Source organism: Fibrisoma montanum (genome assembly GCF_003583365.1).
GTDB classification, from domain to species: Bacteria; Bacteroidota; Bacteroidia; order Cytophagales; family Spirosomataceae; genus Fibrisoma; species Fibrisoma montanum.
In genome coordinates, this window is the sequence record NZ_QXED01000012.1 from 93,394 (window position 1) to 109,115 (window position 15,722).

Below are 15,722 nucleotides of genomic sequence, written 5' to 3' on the forward strand. Positions count from 1 at the left end.
CAAAACCAATCTCTTATGCAACTTTTGAAAAGCTGGAAGTATTCGCTGTTACTGTTACTTGGTCTGACAGTAGCAATAACAGCCTGTGACAATGATGATGAGCCAGAGGCTGTGCTGAGTATCACAGGAGTTAATCCAACTTCGGCGCCGATTAGTAGTACAGTTACAATCACGGGGACACAGTTTAACTCAACACCAGCTAGTAACACAGTAACTTTTGGTGGAAATGCTGTGGCTACAGTAGTATCCGCTTCACCAACTCAACTGGTGGTTACAGTACCGGCCAACGCTCAAAATGGAGCAATCACGGTTGCTACTGGAAGCCAAACGGCTACAAGTACTCAGCAATTTACGCTGGCAAATCGTCCGGTTATAACTATAGCCGGTAACATCACGGCAAACCAAAACTGGACTGCAGGCAATGTCTATGAATTACGCGGGTTCGTAAACGTTGACAACAACGCAGTATTAACAATTGAACCTGGAACGCTCATCAAGGGTGCAGGACGGGATCAGGATCCTTCGGGTCAGCAAAGAGGGGCTACGCTTATTATTAGACCGGGTTCAAGACTGGAAGCTCGTGGTACTGCCGCTGCTCCTATTGTATTTACCTCGGCCAGAGCGGCAGGCCAGCGTGCTCGTGGCGATTGGGGCGGTATATTCCTGATCGGTAGAGCGCCCATCAACCGCCCGGGTAGTGAGCTTATCGAAGGCGGTATCGGTGGTACTACCGGTACGTTCAATGAGCCCCAGGATAATTCAGGTACGTTGCAGTATGTACGCATTGAGTTTAGCGGTATCGCCTTGCTGCCGAATAGTGAAAGTAATGGCTTAACCATGTATGGTGTTGGATCGGGTACGACGATTGATCACGTACAGGTTTCTTTTGGCGGTGACGATGCATTCGAGTGGTTCGGTGGTACGGTGAACTGTAAGTATCTGGTGGCCTTGCGCAACTTCGATGATGACTGGGACGTAGACTTTGGGTATTCAGGTAAGGTACAGTATGGTGTATCGCTTCGCGATCCAAATGTTGCCGACGTATCGGGTTCAAATGGATTTGAGTCGGATAACTTCAACCCTGGCGCGCCTGCAACTGGCCCGAATGCTGGTCTTCCGTTAACATCGGCGGTATTTGCGAACATGAGCAACTTCGTATTCAGCGGAGCACCGTCCAATGCGCCGACATCAGGAGGTAGTGGTCCTTTTCAATCAGGTATGCACCTGCGTCGGAATACATCCATCAGCATTTTTAACTCATTGGTGTTTGGTTATCCGGAAGGCCTGCGTCTCGACGCGCAGACCGGTACTAAGAACACCCTGGAAAATGCTACGGCTGGTAATCTTCAATTGAGAGGTATCGTTGTTGCCAATACGACGACGCCTGTTCGTGGAGCGCAGAACGTAACTAACGACGAAGCAACTGCTTTCTTTAATACCGCAGCATTCGGAAACAGAGTGTATGCCACTTCTGACATTGCCCAACTGCTGCTTAATGCCCAGAATTTCAATCTTACTGCCCCGAACTTCCTGCCGCAAAGCGGTTCTCCGCTGTTGAGTGGCGCTATTTGGGACGGAAAAGGCGCTGACAATTTCTTCACCAAAGAACAGTTCCGTGGTGCTTTCGGTACAACCGACTGGACGCAGGGCTGGACGAACTGGGATCCGAACAGCACGCCTTATAACTAAGCATTCTTTTTAATTTTCATATTGGTGTCGCACGAAAGGGCCGGGGCTTTGCACCGGCTTTTTTCTTGTCAGTACGGTCTGGTTTTTGGCTCAGTACGCATGACTGAGGGTGGGCGCTGCCTCGAAAAGCCTGCCCAACCGAAAAGGGTTTTACGTAGAGATACTGGATTATAAAATTCCGCAACCGCACTTGTTACCTGTCAGTAACTTCAGCGTCTAATAGCAATTAAATGCTGTTGAACTTTTGGCTTAATTTATGCTGTTTGTCCATGAACATAGTAGTTTGTTCGAGGGCAATTATTGCAGTTAAGGCTTTCTTTCATACATTAGCAGTGAAATAAGCGCTGAAAAGTTTGCTGATAATTAAGAGCTTACTAAATTGGCCCTTTGAATAGTGATAAAATCACAGTTAACATCAATTAACCTTTAATCACCGCAACCTCTTAGGTACCGTAACATGATCTCTAAGAAAGCAAAGTATGCAATCAAAGCCCTGAAGGTTTTGACTGAAGAGTACGGGAAAGGCCCTGTACTGATTTCCTACATATCGGCGAAAGAAAATATCCCGAAAAAATTCTTAGAGGCCATCCTCCTGGAGTTGCGCAACCATGGCATCCTTCAGAGCCAAAAAGGAAAAGGCGGTGGTTATTTGCTGCGGGTTGATCCGGGCCGTGTAAACCTGGCTCAGGTACTGCGCGTGATTGATGGACCGATTGCCCCAACGCCCTGTGTTTCGTTTAATTTCTACGTTCGCTGCGACGATTGCGAAGATGAAGTGACGTGTGCCCTCAAGCCAATCATGGAACGCGTACGAGATGCGAACCTGGGCGTTTACGAAAACACAACCCTGCTGACATTCATGAATCCGTCGTCCCTGGAGACGAAAGAAATACCCATTGGCAGCAAAGCCAGCGACTCCGTTGACAGCTCGGCCAAGCGGATGTCGGCTTAAGCCGGGATCATACGTATAAAACGACGGGGTAAAGTAGAATCGAATGCTCGATTCTACTTTACCCCGTCGGCTGTTTCAGGCCTTGTGCTTTTTTAAGGCTGATGCTCTTTACGAAGCAGGTCGTTAACGGTCTTAACCGGGTTGAACGTAATCAGCGGGACCTCCACAAAGATGGTGTTCCAGTCGGCCATCGCTCCATTCCAGAGGCCGGGCAGCTCCTGCGCCTTTAGGTCTTTTCCATCTTTTGACTTCTGCGTGATGAAGCCCGTTTGCGGATCGCGGTAAGCCGGGAGGTCAAATTTGCGGCCGTGCTGATCTTTCAGACCGCAAACCAGATCAACCGGATTGAAGTGCGTAGCGGTATCGAAGATCGCTTTCTGATCCGGGTCCGACAGGTCAATCTGAGCCGACTCGACAATCTGCAGGGAAACGGAGCCATCCTGGTTTCTTGCCCAGAACGGTCCGCCCCCGGGTTCGCCTACGTTCTTAACCATACCGCAAACCCGCACGGGGCGGTTCAGCTTCCGGCGGAAGTACGTGAGTTTCTCGGCTGTCGACCAGCTGTCAAATTCCGCAGGAGGCAAGGTAAACAGCGTTCGGCGGAATAATTCGTCGGCTTCACTCAGATAGCCTTCGCTGACATCGTCCGATTCGAGCAGACCCTGCAGCCGCGCCACCTGCTGCTGCGCGTCCAGCAGCACAGCCGCCAGTACTTTCTTGTACGTAACGGTTGGTTCTTTGAGTTCATCGGGCACCACGTTATCAATGTTCTTGATAAACACGATGTCAGCATCTATGTCGTTCAGGTTTTCGATCAGCGCACCGTGGCCGGCCGGTCGGAACAGCAGCGTATCGTCGGCGTTCCGGAAAGGGGTGTTGTCCAGATTGACCGAGATGGTGTCTGTCGATTTCTTCTGCTCTGAATACGTTATGTCGAATGTAACGCCGAGCCAGGCTTCGTAGTCGGCCAGGTTCTCGTCGATAAGCTGCTCGAAACGATCGCGGTGTTCGGGGGAAACGGTGAAATGAATACGAACCAGGCCGTCTGCATTGGCATACGAAGCGCCTTCGACCAGGTGCTCTTCGACGGGGGTTCGGGGGCCATCAGGGTAGCGGTGGAATTCGAGCAGTCCCTTTGGCAGGTTGCCGTATCCGAGGCCGTCGTCGAGCAGCAGAAACCGCAGTACGGTCTGTCGCAGCAGCGGCTGCCAGTCTTTATCAGCTACGGCCTTGTCGAGGTCAACGCCTTTGGTGGCCAAGACCGCTTTCAGATCGTCGTAGAAGGCAAAATCCGGCAGACGGACAAAAAACTCGTCGGCAGCTTTGTCGGATTTGCCGTCAAGAGCGGCAAACAACGATTTGAACATACGGGTAGCAGCCCCGGAGGCCGGCACAAACTTGAGCAATGATCGTTCATGAGCGGCTTCGTCGAACCGGTGGATATAAGCCGGCAGTTGCTCTTCCGGAACCTGCACAATGCCATCGCCTACGGTAGCGGCTTTAATTACGTTCAGGAACGGAAATCCCTGAACAAAATGCTGTATCTGCTGATCGATCTGGTCGAGTGAAATACCCTGCGCCAGTATCTGGTCCTGATCTTGTTCGGTGAACTGCATGGAGAAAGGCAAGAAAATCTGTTTAGAACTCCGGCAAATTGGAAATTTAGGGAACGTGACGCAAATCAAATTTACGGGGTAGTCCGAATCTTACTATCGTCAACGGCCGCACTGTTGTAATTTTGTCACAAAAACCAGTTTGCTCCTCCATGCAGGCCGTATTGACAACCTCCTCGCTTAAACTGATTGCCTTTGACGCCGACGATACGTTGTGGGTCAATGAACCGATGTATGTGAATGTGCAGCAGCAGTTTCGTACGTTGCTGATGCATCACGTCAGCGAAGAAACGGTAGCTGCCCGTTTTTATGAAGCACAGATGCGGAACCTGCGCCTGTTTGGTTACGGCGCTAAGGGGTTCATGCTGTCGATGATCGAAACGGCCATCGAATTAACGGAAGGGGCCATTACAGGCTCAGAAATACAGCAGATCATCAACATCGGTAAAGAACTGCTGGCATTTCCGATCGACGTACTGGACGGGGTTCAGGACGTGCTGGAAACGCTCTCCGGCCAATATGACCTGATGGTACTGACCAAAGGCGATCTGCTCGATCAGGAAAGCAAAATTGCGCGGTCGGGGCTGGGTCATTATTTCAAGTACGTTGAAATTGTCAGCGAGAAAAACGAACCGGCCTACCAGCGGATCATGCAACGCTATGGCCTGCAACCGAATGAGTTCTTGATGATTGGAAATTCACTGCGCTCCGATGTACTGCCGGTGGTTCACGTTGGTGCCAACGCCATCCACGTACCGTATTCCGTAACTTGGGCGCATGAACAAGTTGAAAAAGAGCAGCTTGAAGGTAAATCGTTTCTGGCGTTCGAACGAATTGCAGATGTACTTCCGGTGCTTAGCCGGTATTAATTATCAGGCCGCTGACGGGTTCCGGAAGCGCTGCCGGATAACAAAGAATTGATTTGAGCCGCTACAACATCCGGGTGAAAAACCAGGCTGAAATGGTCGCCGGGTACTTCTACGTACGGCTCGTCCGGCGGGGCAATGATGTTGTCGGGCCGGGCATGAATACGCAGCTCTGGTTGAACCGACAGCGGGGAGACTTTTGCAAAAAGCGTCTGGATCTGGAACCACAGATAGCGCCGGTCCATCTGGCGGGAGCCGGAGAGCAGCGTTTGAAAGAACGTCCGGGATTCGTCGAAAGGGTACTGCCTGACCGACAGCTCAGTAAAGAAACGGCTTTGGGTCAGGCCGGAAAGAAATAGAACGCGAAGGATGCTGAGGTTGTGCGTTGGAAAAAGGATTTTCTTCTGATTCGTCCACGAAGCGATCTGGACAACCGCAGCACCCGTCAGTTCCTTAACGTAGGCCGCAATCCAGCCCCCCATGGAATGACCAATAACCACGTCGTCGGCGTTGACAGCGTACTGATCGATTACGTATTGCGCCACCTCCCGAACGTTGACGGAGCCGGAGGGTTTCCAGCGACGAAATTCGTCGGCCAGATTGATCCGTATCTGCTCAGTAGGCGGCAGCAGGGATGTGAGCCGATCAAACACCGTTGGCTCTTCAATGTAGCCGTGGATGAACAGGATGCGCGTCAAAGCAACTAAGCGAGCAAAGGTTTGACAATCTTACCGGCCACATCGGTCAGGCGGAAGGGGCGCCCCTGAAACTGATACGTCAGTTTGGTGTGGTCGAAGCCCAGCAGATGCAGGATGGTGGCCTGCAGGTCGTGAACGTGAACTTTGTCTTTAACGCCGTAATAACCGATGTCGTCGGTTTCGCCGTACGCAAACCCGCGTTTAACACCCCCGCCGGCCATCCAGACCGTAAAAGCTTCGAGGTGGTGATCCCGACCCATGAACGGCAGCACCTGACCGTCGCGGTTTTCCTGCATGGGCGTCCGACCGAACTCGCCACCCCAGACCACCAGCGTATCGTCGAGCAGGCCGCGCTGTTTCAGGTCTTTCAGCAAGGCGGCTACGGCCTGATCGGATTCCTGGCACTTTTTGCGCAGGCCAATTTCAATGGCTCCGTCAGCACTGGTGCCATGCGTATCCCAGCCCCAGTCGAATAACTGCACAAATCGGACACCCCGTTCGACCAGCCGACGGGCCAGCAGGCAATTGCGGGCAAACGACCCCTGGTTCGGATCAACGCCGTAGCTGTCCAGGATGTACTGTGGTTCCCCCTTGATGTCCATGGCGTCGGGAACGGACATCTGCATCCGGAACGCCAGTTCATACTGGGCAATACGGGTCAGGATTTCAGGGTCTTTGACATCCTCGTATTGCTGCTGGTTGATTTCGCTGATGGCGTCGATGGTCTGCTTCCGGATGTCGCGGTTCATACCCGACGGGTCTGATACGTACAATACCGGGTCGCCGTCCGTGCGGCACTGAACGCCCTGATACACCGTTGGCAGGAAGCCGCTGCCCCAGATGGACTTACCCGCGTCGGGCTGTTTGCCACCCGATGCCAGAACGATGAAGCCGGGCAGGTTATCGTTTTCGGTACCCAGCCCGTAGGTTACCCACGAACCAAGACTGGGGCGACCCAGCCGGGCGCTGCCGGTGTGCATCAGTAATTGCGCCGGGGCGTGGTTGAACTGGTCGGTGTGCATGGCTTTGACGAACGTAATGTCATCCACAACGCCCTGCAGGTGAGGGAGGTAGTCGGATACCCACGCGCCCGACTGGCCATGCTGCGCAAATTTGCCCTGCGGTCCCAGCATCTTTGGAACGCCCCGGATAAACGCGAACTTTTTGCCTTCAAGCAATTCCTGCGGACAATCCTTGCCGTGGTACTTCACCAGCTCGGGCTTGTAGTCAAACAACTCAAGCTGCGACGGTGATCCGGCCATGTGGATGTAGATCACCCGCTTGGCTTTCGGCAGGTATTGCGCGGCCTGCGGAGCCATCGGTTCTCCCGACTGAAGCGCTGCCCCGGCTACGTTGGCAGCCTCATCGCGACGGCCCAAAAAACCGCAACTGCTTAAAATTGAACCGAGGGCCATAGCGCCTAAGCCCGTTGAGCAGGTATGCAGAAAATGCCGCCGGGTTTCGCGCAGAGCGGCTGTTTGCTGGAGTTCGTGTTGGAGGTCGCTCATGGTTGTATCCGTAAAAGATGCCGGACTGTGCTACATTTATTCTTTCGTAATGACTTCGTCCAGATTCAGCATGGTATTGGCCGTTACGGTCAGCGCGGCCAGTTGAGGGGTTGCATCGTTGCAGCCCGCGATCTTTCTGCCATCAGCGGGTTGTTGCTGGTACTCTTTTTCGGTAGTACGGTACAGCCGGGCCAGCACCGCCAGTTTTTTGGGTGACAGATCGCGCAGCATAATGCGCCGGAATCCGGCCTGAATCTGCTGCTCAGGCGACTGGCCATGTTTCTGCATGTAGTCGGCGAGTCGTTGCGCGGCTTCGATGTACACCGGATCATTTAGCGTAACGAGAGCCTGAAGCGGGGTGTTGGTCCGTAACCGCCGAAGCTGACAGAATTCCCGGCTGGGGCTGTCGAACGTAATCATGGAGGGATACGGGGCCGTTCGCTTCCAGTAGGTATACAGGGCCCGGCGGTACTGATCGTTGCCTTCGCTCAATTTCCACGCTTCGCCGTTGTAAGGCGATTGCCAGATGCCGTCCGGCTGGGGAGGCATCACACTCGGCCCGTACATTTTCAGGCTCAGCAACCCACTCACGGCCAGTACTTGATCGCGTACCTGCTCGGCCGACAGGCGAACCCGTGGCCCGCGGGCCAGCAGCCGGTTGAACGGATCTTTGGCCAGCAATTCGGGCGAGGCTTCTGACCGTTGCTGATACGTGGCCGACATAACCATTCGTTTCAGCAGTTTTTTGACGCTCCAGCGGTCGGTTTCAATAAACTCAACGGCGAGGTAATCCAGCAGTTCGCGGTGGGTAGGAGGGATGCCCTGCGTACCCATATCCTCGACCGTCTCGACGATGCCCGTTCCGAAGAGCTGTTCCCAGAAACGGTTGACCGCCACCCTGGCCGTCAGCGGGTGGTCGCGGCTCACCATCCAGCGGGCCAGGCCCAGCCGGTTTCGGGGCATATCCGGACGCATAGCCGGCAGCGACTTCGGCACATCGGGTTTCACCTCTTTGCCTTTCACCATCCAGTTGCCGCGCTCAAACACGTGGGTTTTCCGAAACAGATCGCCCGTTCCGTCGAACATGACAGGCGTCTGATCGGTGTCTTTATTGAGCAGGTCAACATACTGTTGTTCCTGCGGGCCGATTGCGTTGGCGGGTTGACCGGGCAGGGCCGACTGGAAAGCCACCCACTTAACCATCAGCCATTTCTTCGGCTCTTTAGGGCTATTGAGAGAGACGAACAGGTTATGCCGCCCCTGCATCGATGGAATCGGGAAAATCTGAACGGAGTCTTTCCATTCGCTGCCCGTTTTGGGCACGGCAGCAGTGAGCACCACCGGACCGGTCAGGCTGTCTTTATGAACCGTGACAACAGCATCGGGTGCGCCGGTTCCCCAGGCAATCAGCAGGCGGTTTTTACCGGTGAGGGTTACGTTCTTGATCCGGGCCGATCCCTGGTGCTGAACGCCGAAATACTTAGCATCCAGCAGCGACGCATTGACGTACTGATCGAAGTCGTGGGAGTTGATTTTGGGCTCCATCACGCGCAGAAAACGCTCGTATTCGGTTGCTTTCTGGCGGGGGAGGTGCGCCGTCAGCCAGCGTTTCATATCCAGGACCGCTACGGAGTCCCGGTCCTTATAAAAACGCAGCGTTGGCGTATCGCTGACTACGTCCTCGTCGCGGGTGTTGTTAAAAAACGCCAGGTATTTGTAATACTCCTCGTTGACAAACGGATCGTAGGGGTGGCTGTGACACTGCACACAGGAGAACGTCGTGCCATGCCAGACATCCCAGGTTGTGTTGACCCTGTCGAGGACGGCGGCAATGCGAAATTCCTCATCCTGCGTTCCGCCCTCGTCGTTGTTCATCGTGTTGCGGTGAAAGCCGGTTGCAATAAGCTGGTCGTCGGTAGGCTGGGGGAGGAGGTCGCCGGCCAGTTGCTCAATCGTGAACTGATCAAAGGGTTTGTCCTGATTGAACGCTTTGATCAGCCAGTCGCGGTACCACCAGATCTTGCGCCCTGCATCCCGTTCATACCCCTTGGTGTCAGCATAACGGGCCAGGTCGAGCCACATTCCGGCCCACTTCTCTCCGTAGGCCGACGACGCAAGCAGGCGGTCAACTACGTTTTCATAGGCGTTTGGGGAGGTATCCCTGATAAAATCCGCGACCTCCCGCTCCGTTGGCGGCAACCCGGTCAGATCCAGCGATACCCGCCTTAGCAGCGTTGGGCGATCGGCTACCGATGAGGGTTTCAGGTCTTCAGCTTTTAATTCATCCAGGATAAAGTGGTCAATTTCGTTCTTGACCCACTTGGTTTCGTCGCTCTCGGCAAGGCCCAGCCGGCTCCAGAACGTACCAACACTGGGTACGTCCGGCTTTTCAATGCGCTGGTACGCCCAATGATCGCCCCATTCGGCACCCTGATCGATCCAATCACGTAGTAAGTCAATTTCGTTTTCTTTGAGGGGCGGGTGGTCAAGCGGCATCCGCTCGTCGGGGTCGGCCAGCGTCAGCCGCCGGATCATCTCGCTACCGTCGGCATCGCCCGGGATAATAGCGGGCTTACCCGACTTGGCAGGAGCCAGGGCTTCGTGTCTGAATAGCAGCGAAAACCCACTGGCTTTCTTAACACCACCATGGCAGGCAATGCAGTTCTTGTTCAATAGCGGCTTGATCTGGGTATTATAATCTACCCGGTTCCCGAAAATACCGAGAAACGAGGAAGATACTAACCCGACCGCCACAATCCCTGCCCCAACGGCTATTAACTTGAGTTTCATAGTATGCGCCCAGACAACTTGCTTACCTGTAAAAGACTCAATGCTCCGTTTTGTACTCAAACCCGACTCCAGCTATCAGTTTGCTGAGTATCGGCCGGTAAAGAATTCGATGCGGTACGTATTGTACAAATCGAATCTCTTATTTCAGGAAACGAAGATACGGTATAAGTCGTTCAGCAGCAATTTGATTGCCGGTTAACGGACGCGAATTTCGACCCGGGCGGTGTCGTCTTCGCCGTTGGTAGTGCCGTTGCCCGGTGCCGAATCTGGATCAGGAATGCCGGCTACCGTAAGCTGAGCGGGGCACATCAGACGGCCGGGCTGGGTGGCTCTGGCGCGAAAACGAAGTGAATAGCTCGTTTTTGGGGCCAGGCTACTGATGCCGCCCGAAACCGTCCCGACACCAGGCGCCATGTCGCTGCTCGATTCAAAAACCAGTCCGGCGGGCAAATAAGCCGCTACGTTCAGGAGCGTGGCCGTTTGCCCGCCCAGGTTGGTCAGCGTCAGGGTGTATGTCAGCGTATCGTTCAGCGCAATTGCCTGTCGGCTGGCTGAAATGGCCAGTTGTACATCGGCTTTGCTGGGATCGGGAGCCGGCTGGTTGCTGACTACGGCCGGTAAGGGAGCCTGATTTGGGTTAGGCGATGTGAAGACGGCGGAGCTGGTTTCGCGGGTTCGGAAGCTGAGCTCGGCGGCATCGTCCTGGCCATCGGCGGTGCCGGTATCCGGCTGGCTGTCTGGGTCGGAGTTGCTGGTCTGGGCAATTTCGGCTGCATTCCGGTACGTACCCGCTGCCGTTGGCCGAGCCACAAAATTGAATGAAACGGCACTGCCGCTATCCAGGCTGGCGACGGTGCCGGTCAGCACTCCATCGGCGAAGGTTAGCCCGGAAGTGGACAAAACGGCGAGGTTAGCCGGCAATCGATCGCGAACCGTTACGTTGACGGCTCGTTTGGGCCCTGCATTCTGAAGCCGCAATGTAAACGTGGTCTGATCGCCGGTGCCGGGCGTCCGGTTGCTGACCGACAGCGTCAGGTTCAGGTCGGCGGGTCCGGACGGGGCGGGTGGGTTTCCAAGCCGGAACAGGTTGGATGGTACGGCCGGTAGCCAGGGTGAGGTAGCTACAACCCGAAGCTGAAAACGGCCCGAGGTCAGATTGCCGGGTAGCTGAACGGCAACAGGACTGGCTGGCCCGGTGCCCAGCGTGGCCCTGTAGTTGCCGGCGGAGTCGAGCAGTTGAACCTGCCATTGATTATCGGCTGCAAATGTGCCCAGCGTAGCAAACGAAACCTGAAGTGGACTGCCCGGTGGCACGTAGTCGGCGATGTTGCCGGTTACGGCAAACTGCTCCGGCAACACCGGCTGTGCATTCTGAAAGAAGCTATTGTCGAGGCTGTTGTTCCAGTTGCGGGCAAACCGCGACAGACCCATGGCCGCCGGAATTGCACCAGGGTTTAGGTAGTAGCGCGGATGGGGCGTAGGCCGGAAGCTGTTCCGGAAGTGAACATCGGACTGACCAGCGTTCCGGTTCACGATAGTATCATTGTAAGGCCCCTGGAACACGTTGAGGTTTGGCGTATTGATTACGTTCTGCTGTTCCGTGATCAGATCCGGGCGGGTTACCGTACCATCGAAGGAGACCCGTGCGACAACCCAGGGCACATTCCGGCCACCAAAGTCCTGCCGGGATTTTTGAATCAGCGACTGAAGTCGATTCCGGTAGTCGGGAATACTGCCCGAGCCGGCGTCGCCGTATTCAGCTTCACCCTGGTGCCAGAGCACCGACCGGACGCCGGCCATGGACGCATAATACCGGAGTACGTTCTTCAGGTTGGTATAAGGCTGCAGGTTCGGCCAGTTTTCGACGCAGTAGTAGCGGTTACAGGTAGGGATGCCATTGGCCGAATTGATCCAGTTTTCGATGGTCGACGCATCCCAGCCTGCGGTATAGAAGGCCACCGGTACGTTGTATCGATTGACGATGTAATCACCGAGTTCGCCCCAGCCCCATGAGCTCTCAGCCATGGGAAAGACGCGCCGGGCAGCCGTAAGGGCCTTGTACGCAGGAACCGGCATCGGGTCGCCCGAAGAGAACAGGGACTGGCCGTTGGGCGGATAATAATGGTTGATGGAGTCGATGGCGTTGACCCGGTCGGTGGCTGTGCCGAGGTCGTTATCGGCAACGCCTAGTCCCCGGGAGTTCGATTGGCCGGCTGTAATAAATACCTCGCCGATGCCAACCGGCTGAACAGTAGCCTGGCCAATGCTGACATTATTCCGAATGGCCCGAACCGTTACTACGTACCAGCCGCCGGAACCAGTGAGGTAGCCCAGAAACAAATTACCCGATGGATTGGTCTGTATGGTTTGCCAGCCGGTGGCGGTGCCCTGGCCAGCCGCCACGGGAGTTAACTGGGCCTCAATCCGGTCGGCTGCGCTGGTGAGCCGGCCGGCTATGTATAAACGACCGGTGTTGTCGGTACCCCGCTGAACAACCAGACGAGGCATGGGATGGGTTATGGTTACCTGAGCGAGACAAACAACGGGGAGGCTCACAAACAATATGAGCCACCTTAACAAACTGGGCATGAACAATGGCGTAAAATCAATCGCGAAAATAGATTAATTTCTGGTCATATCCGTATGGCATTGATCATCGGATAAAACGCCGGTATCGGCTGGTACTAGGGCGACCAGGGATAGGTTTTACCAACTCAGGATGCTTATTGGTTACGCTTCTGAGTATATTATCGGCATGAAAGAACAGCTACGGGAAGTACGCTATTTTTTATTCGGACAGCATTTTTCCGACGGGCTGCGCATTACCCTGGCGATTCTGATACCATCTATGGTGATGGCGCAAGTAGGGCAGTTCAACACCGGCCTGACCATTTCACTGGGGGCATTGGGGGTGAGCATTGCGGATTCGCCGGGCCCCGTTACCCACAAGCGGAACGCGATGCTGGTTTGTTGCCTGATTATCGGACTGGTAGCCATCATAACGGGTTTTGCCCGGATGAATACCTGGGTGCTGGGAGCCGAGATCTTGTTGATGAGCTTTCTTTTATCAATGCTCGGGGTTTATGGTACCCGGGCAACGGCCGTCGGTACGGCGGCTTTGCTGATCATGATTCTGGTTATGGACCGCCCCCTGGAGGCTATGGCTGTGTGGCGCTTCGGCGCGTTAGTCGTGGTCGGTGGGCTTTGGTATATGCTGATCAGCCTGTCGTTTTTTCGCGTGCTTCCCTACCGGGCTTCGCAGCAGGCACTTGGTGAATGTATCCATGAGATCGCCAAGTTTTTGTCTATAAAAGCTGATTTTTATTCCATTCAGACCAGTCTGGACGAGGATTATAAGAAACTGTTTGCGCAGCAGGTAGTGGTTAGTGAAAAGCAGGATGCCGTTCGGGAGCTGCTTTTCAAAAGCCGACAGATTGTGCAGGAATCAACCCCCATGGGCCGACGTCTGGTGCTGACATTTGTGGACGTAATGGATCTGTACGAGCAGATCGTTGCTTTCTATTACGATTACGCCGATTTACGCGACCGCTTTGGCGCAACCGGGATTCTGGACGATATCGCCCGGATCATTCACCGGATTGCGATTGAGATTGATTACGTCGGGCTGGCCATTCAGGCAAATCGGCCGCGGCAGTCACGGCTCGATCTCAGCCGGGATTTAGAGCGGTTGAAGCGAAAGGTTGACGACATTGAGGCTGCGGCTACAGACAGCCATACGCTGGTGCTGAAAAAGATTATGGTCAGCCTCCGCAGCGTAGACCAGCGGCTGAACAGTATCCTGCGCTACACCAACAGCCCAGTCAACGCACAACAGGACGAGTACAACCTTCAGTTCGATCGGTTCATAACCCATCAGACCGTAAGTGTAACTACGATTCGGGATAACCTCACTCTTTCCTCGTCTATTTTTCGGCATTCGGTGCGGATGGGCCTGGCGTGTCTGGTGGGATTTATCGTTGCCAAACTGTTCAACTACGGTACGCACAGCTACTGGATTCTGCTGACGATTACGGTGATTCTTAAACCCGGCTATAGCCTGTCCAAACAGCGCAACTACGAACGCCTGCTGGGAACGTTAGCGGGCGGGGCCATTGGGGTAGCGGTGCTGTTATCGATCTCGAACCAGACCGTCTTGTTTTTGATCATGCTGGTGCTGATGATCGGTACATTCAGTTTCCAGCGGACCAACTACGTCGTGATGGTTGTGCTGATGACGCCTTATGTGCTGATTCTGTTTACTTTACTCGGCATGGGCGGCCTCCGAATCGTTGAGGAACGCGTACTGGATACGCTGATCGGATCGGTGATTGCTTTCGCGGCCAGCTATTTTCTGTTCCCGCGCTGGGAGTCGCAGCAATTGAAAGAGTTTTTGCGCGACGTTCTGAAAGCGAACCTGAATTACCTGCGAATCCTGTCCGACGGCTTATCGGGACGTAGCATCACTGAAATAGAGTATAAACTGGCGCGGAAAGACGTGTACGTCAGTTCGGCGAACCTGTCGGCGGCTTTCCAGCGGATGACTTCCGAGCCGCGTAGTAAACAGTGGCACCAGAACGAGGTGAACGAGTTTGTGGTCCTGAACCATATTCTGTCCGCCAATGTCGCCACGATTGCCTCAAACCTGCTGGCGGAGCAATCATCGCTGAAAGGCCACCCCGAAGACCTGCTGCGGCTGGTTCGGCGGGCCGTACTGGCGTTGGAAGAAAGCCTGCGCAAACTTGGAACAGCCGTCGAAGCGGTACCATCTGGCCACTCGGCACCAGAAGTAAGTGCCGAAGACGTACCCTCCAAACCGGCGAACGATCCCCTGCTCAGGAGTCAGCTTGAGTTTATACAACGCGTCAGTTATGATATTGGCCGACTAACGGACACCATTCTGGTGTAATAGAACGTCTAAACCGGTTTGACTGCCTGCTGTCGGCGCGACCTGGTGAACTTGCGGATCGCCAATCGTATTAACCCGTAGAGAACGGTGGCGATGACCGCAAAAAACGCAATCCATTTCAGGTTGGTAAATACCAGACAGGCGGTCACGATTGGTGATGGTAGCTCAGGAAAGCTCTTCAGCAGCCATACAATGCAGGTGTTTTCCAGCATATCGATAGCCCAGACAACCAGGGGAAGCACATTAATTGAACTGGAAGGCGATACGGACTTCTGGCGAAACAGCAGCGAGAGAATGATACAAAACAGACAGGTATATACAATCGGATAAACTATGTCGGCTGTCAGCTCGGCTTGTGCGTAGTATGCGCGCCCTGCCTCTCCATACTGAGCGATCATCTGCTCAACAACAGACGGATTGCCGTTAAAAAGCAGCAGGTCGAGTGGGCCGATCGCTTTTCCGGCATACTGATTGAGCTGGGCTTCTACATTTTTCAGGATATAACCCGGGAATAACGCATACAGGACAAGAGAGAACAGCAGGGTCTGCCAGGAGGCAATCCGGTAGAAGAAGGCAGATAAACGGTGTCGCATGAGGCAGGTAAGAGTTTGGCGGCCAATATACTAAACGGCTGCACGCCTGATGGGCACTTTTGAGTTTTCGGATATGACCCGGGCATGCTGGCCTCAAAAAAAGACCC

General features: G+C 54.4%; 11 protein-coding genes. 5 read left to right on the top strand and 6 right to left on the bottom strand.

The genetic code is table 11. The features are described from left to right. The first annotated feature begins 15 nt into the window (after positions 1–15). A complete protein-coding gene (locus DYU11_RS29055; protein ID WP_119671254.1) occupies positions 16–1,689 on the top strand; it encodes an IPT/TIG domain-containing protein in 1,674 nt (557 codons plus the stop codon). A 457-nt stretch (positions 1,690–2,146) separates the two neighbouring features. Then, entirely contained in the window at positions 2,147–2,641 is a 495-nt protein-coding gene (locus DYU11_RS29060) for an RrF2 family transcriptional regulator (RefSeq protein WP_119671255.1), read from the top strand. Positions 2,642–2,733: 92 nt separating this feature from the next. Here DYU11_RS29060 and DYU11_RS29065 read toward each other — a convergent pair whose 3' ends face one another. Continuing rightward, entirely contained in the window at positions 2,734–4,257 is a 1,524-nt protein-coding gene (locus DYU11_RS29065) for a DUF4301 family protein (protein WP_119671256.1), read from the bottom strand. 149 nt (positions 4,258–4,406) lie between these two features. Here DYU11_RS29065 and DYU11_RS29070 point away from each other — a divergent pair, with 149 nt between their 5' ends. After that, positions 4,407–5,123, top strand: a complete 717-nt coding sequence (locus DYU11_RS29070; RefSeq protein WP_119671257.1) for an HAD family hydrolase — start codon at positions 4,407–4,409, stop codon at positions 5,121–5,123. On the opposite strand, the gene DYU11_RS29075 is transcribed toward DYU11_RS29070, so the two are convergent. Genes DYU11_RS29075 through DYU11_RS29085 form a run of 3 tightly spaced genes read right to left on the bottom strand, consistent with a single transcriptional unit; the run spans position 5,120 to position 10,116 of the window. Continuing rightward, positions 5,120–5,818 carry an alpha/beta fold hydrolase gene (locus DYU11_RS29075; RefSeq protein ID WP_229366105.1) on the bottom strand — a complete coding sequence of 233 codons (699 nt, stop codon included), beginning with the start codon at positions 5,816–5,818 and terminating at the stop codon, positions 5,120–5,122. The genes DYU11_RS29070 and DYU11_RS29075 overlap by 4 nt on opposite strands. Before the next feature lie 5 nt (positions 5,819–5,823). After that, complete coding sequence (locus tag DYU11_RS29080) at positions 5,824–7,326, bottom strand: DUF1501 domain-containing protein (RefSeq protein WP_119671258.1); 1,503 nt, start codon at positions 7,324–7,326, stop codon at positions 5,824–5,826. 36 nt (positions 7,327–7,362) lie between these two features. After that, positions 7,363–10,116 (bottom strand): DUF1553 domain-containing protein, encoded by a 2,754-nt coding sequence (locus DYU11_RS29085; RefSeq protein ID WP_119671259.1) that lies wholly within the window; start codon positions 10,114–10,116, stop codon positions 7,363–7,365. 40 nt (positions 10,117–10,156) lie between these two features. On the opposite strand from DYU11_RS29085, the gene DYU11_RS33385 reads away from it, so the two are divergent. Further along, positions 10,157–10,315, top strand: a complete 159-nt coding sequence (locus DYU11_RS33385) for a hypothetical protein (protein ID WP_158600386.1) — start codon at positions 10,157–10,159, stop codon at positions 10,313–10,315. Here the strand turns inward: DYU11_RS33385 and DYU11_RS29090 are convergent. Then, positions 10,312–12,624, bottom strand: a complete 2,313-nt coding sequence (locus DYU11_RS29090; protein ID WP_310589514.1) for a sialate O-acetylesterase — start codon at positions 12,622–12,624, stop codon at positions 10,312–10,314. The two genes, DYU11_RS33385 and DYU11_RS29090, sit on opposite strands and share 4 nt — an antisense overlap. Positions 12,625–12,871: 247 nt before the next feature. Here DYU11_RS29090 and DYU11_RS29095 point away from each other — a divergent pair, with 247 nt between their 5' ends. Then, positions 12,872–15,022 (top strand): FUSC family protein, encoded by a 2,151-nt coding sequence (locus DYU11_RS29095; protein WP_119671301.1) that lies wholly within the window; start codon positions 12,872–12,874, stop codon positions 15,020–15,022. Positions 15,023–15,030: 8 nt separating this feature from the next. On the opposite strand, the gene DYU11_RS29100 is transcribed toward DYU11_RS29095, so the two are convergent. After that, positions 15,031–15,615, bottom strand: a complete 585-nt coding sequence (locus tag DYU11_RS29100; RefSeq protein ID WP_119671261.1) for a hypothetical protein — start codon at positions 15,613–15,615, stop codon at positions 15,031–15,033. Between the last annotated feature and the right edge of the window lie 107 nt (positions 15,616–15,722).

Excerpts from the sequence above, each read along its gene's own strand:
- DYU11_RS29055 (WP_119671254.1), top strand. The coding sequence starts at position 16 with ATGCAACTTTTGAAAAGCTGGAAGTATTCGCTGTTACTGTTACTTGGT.
- DYU11_RS29060 (WP_119671255.1), top strand. The coding sequence starts at position 2,147 with ATGATCTCTAAGAAAGCAAAGTATGCAATCAAAGCCCTGAAGGTTTTG.
- DYU11_RS29065 (WP_119671256.1), bottom strand. The coding sequence starts at position 4,257 with ATGCAGTTCACCGAACAAGATCAGGACCAGATACTGGCGCAGGGTATT.
- DYU11_RS29070 (WP_119671257.1), top strand. The coding sequence starts at position 4,407 with ATGCAGGCCGTATTGACAACCTCCTCGCTTAAACTGATTGCCTTTGAC.
- DYU11_RS29080 (WP_119671258.1), bottom strand. The coding sequence starts at position 7,326 with ATGAGCGACCTCCAACACGAACTCCAGCAAACAGCCGCTCTGCGCGAA.
- DYU11_RS29085 (WP_119671259.1), bottom strand. The coding sequence starts at position 10,116 with ATGAAACTCAAGTTAATAGCCGTTGGGGCAGGGATTGTGGCGGTCGGG.
- DYU11_RS33385 (WP_158600386.1), top strand. The coding sequence starts at position 10,157 with ATGCTCCGTTTTGTACTCAAACCCGACTCCAGCTATCAGTTTGCTGAG.
- DYU11_RS29090 (WP_310589514.1), bottom strand. The coding sequence starts at position 12,624 with ATGCCTCGTCTGGTTGTTCAGCGGGGTACCGACAACACCGGTCGTTTA.
- DYU11_RS29095 (WP_119671301.1), top strand. The coding sequence starts at position 12,872 with ATGAAAGAACAGCTACGGGAAGTACGCTATTTTTTATTCGGACAGCAT.
- DYU11_RS29100 (WP_119671261.1), bottom strand. The coding sequence starts at position 15,615 with ATGCGACACCGTTTATCTGCCTTCTTCTACCGGATTGCCTCCTGGCAG.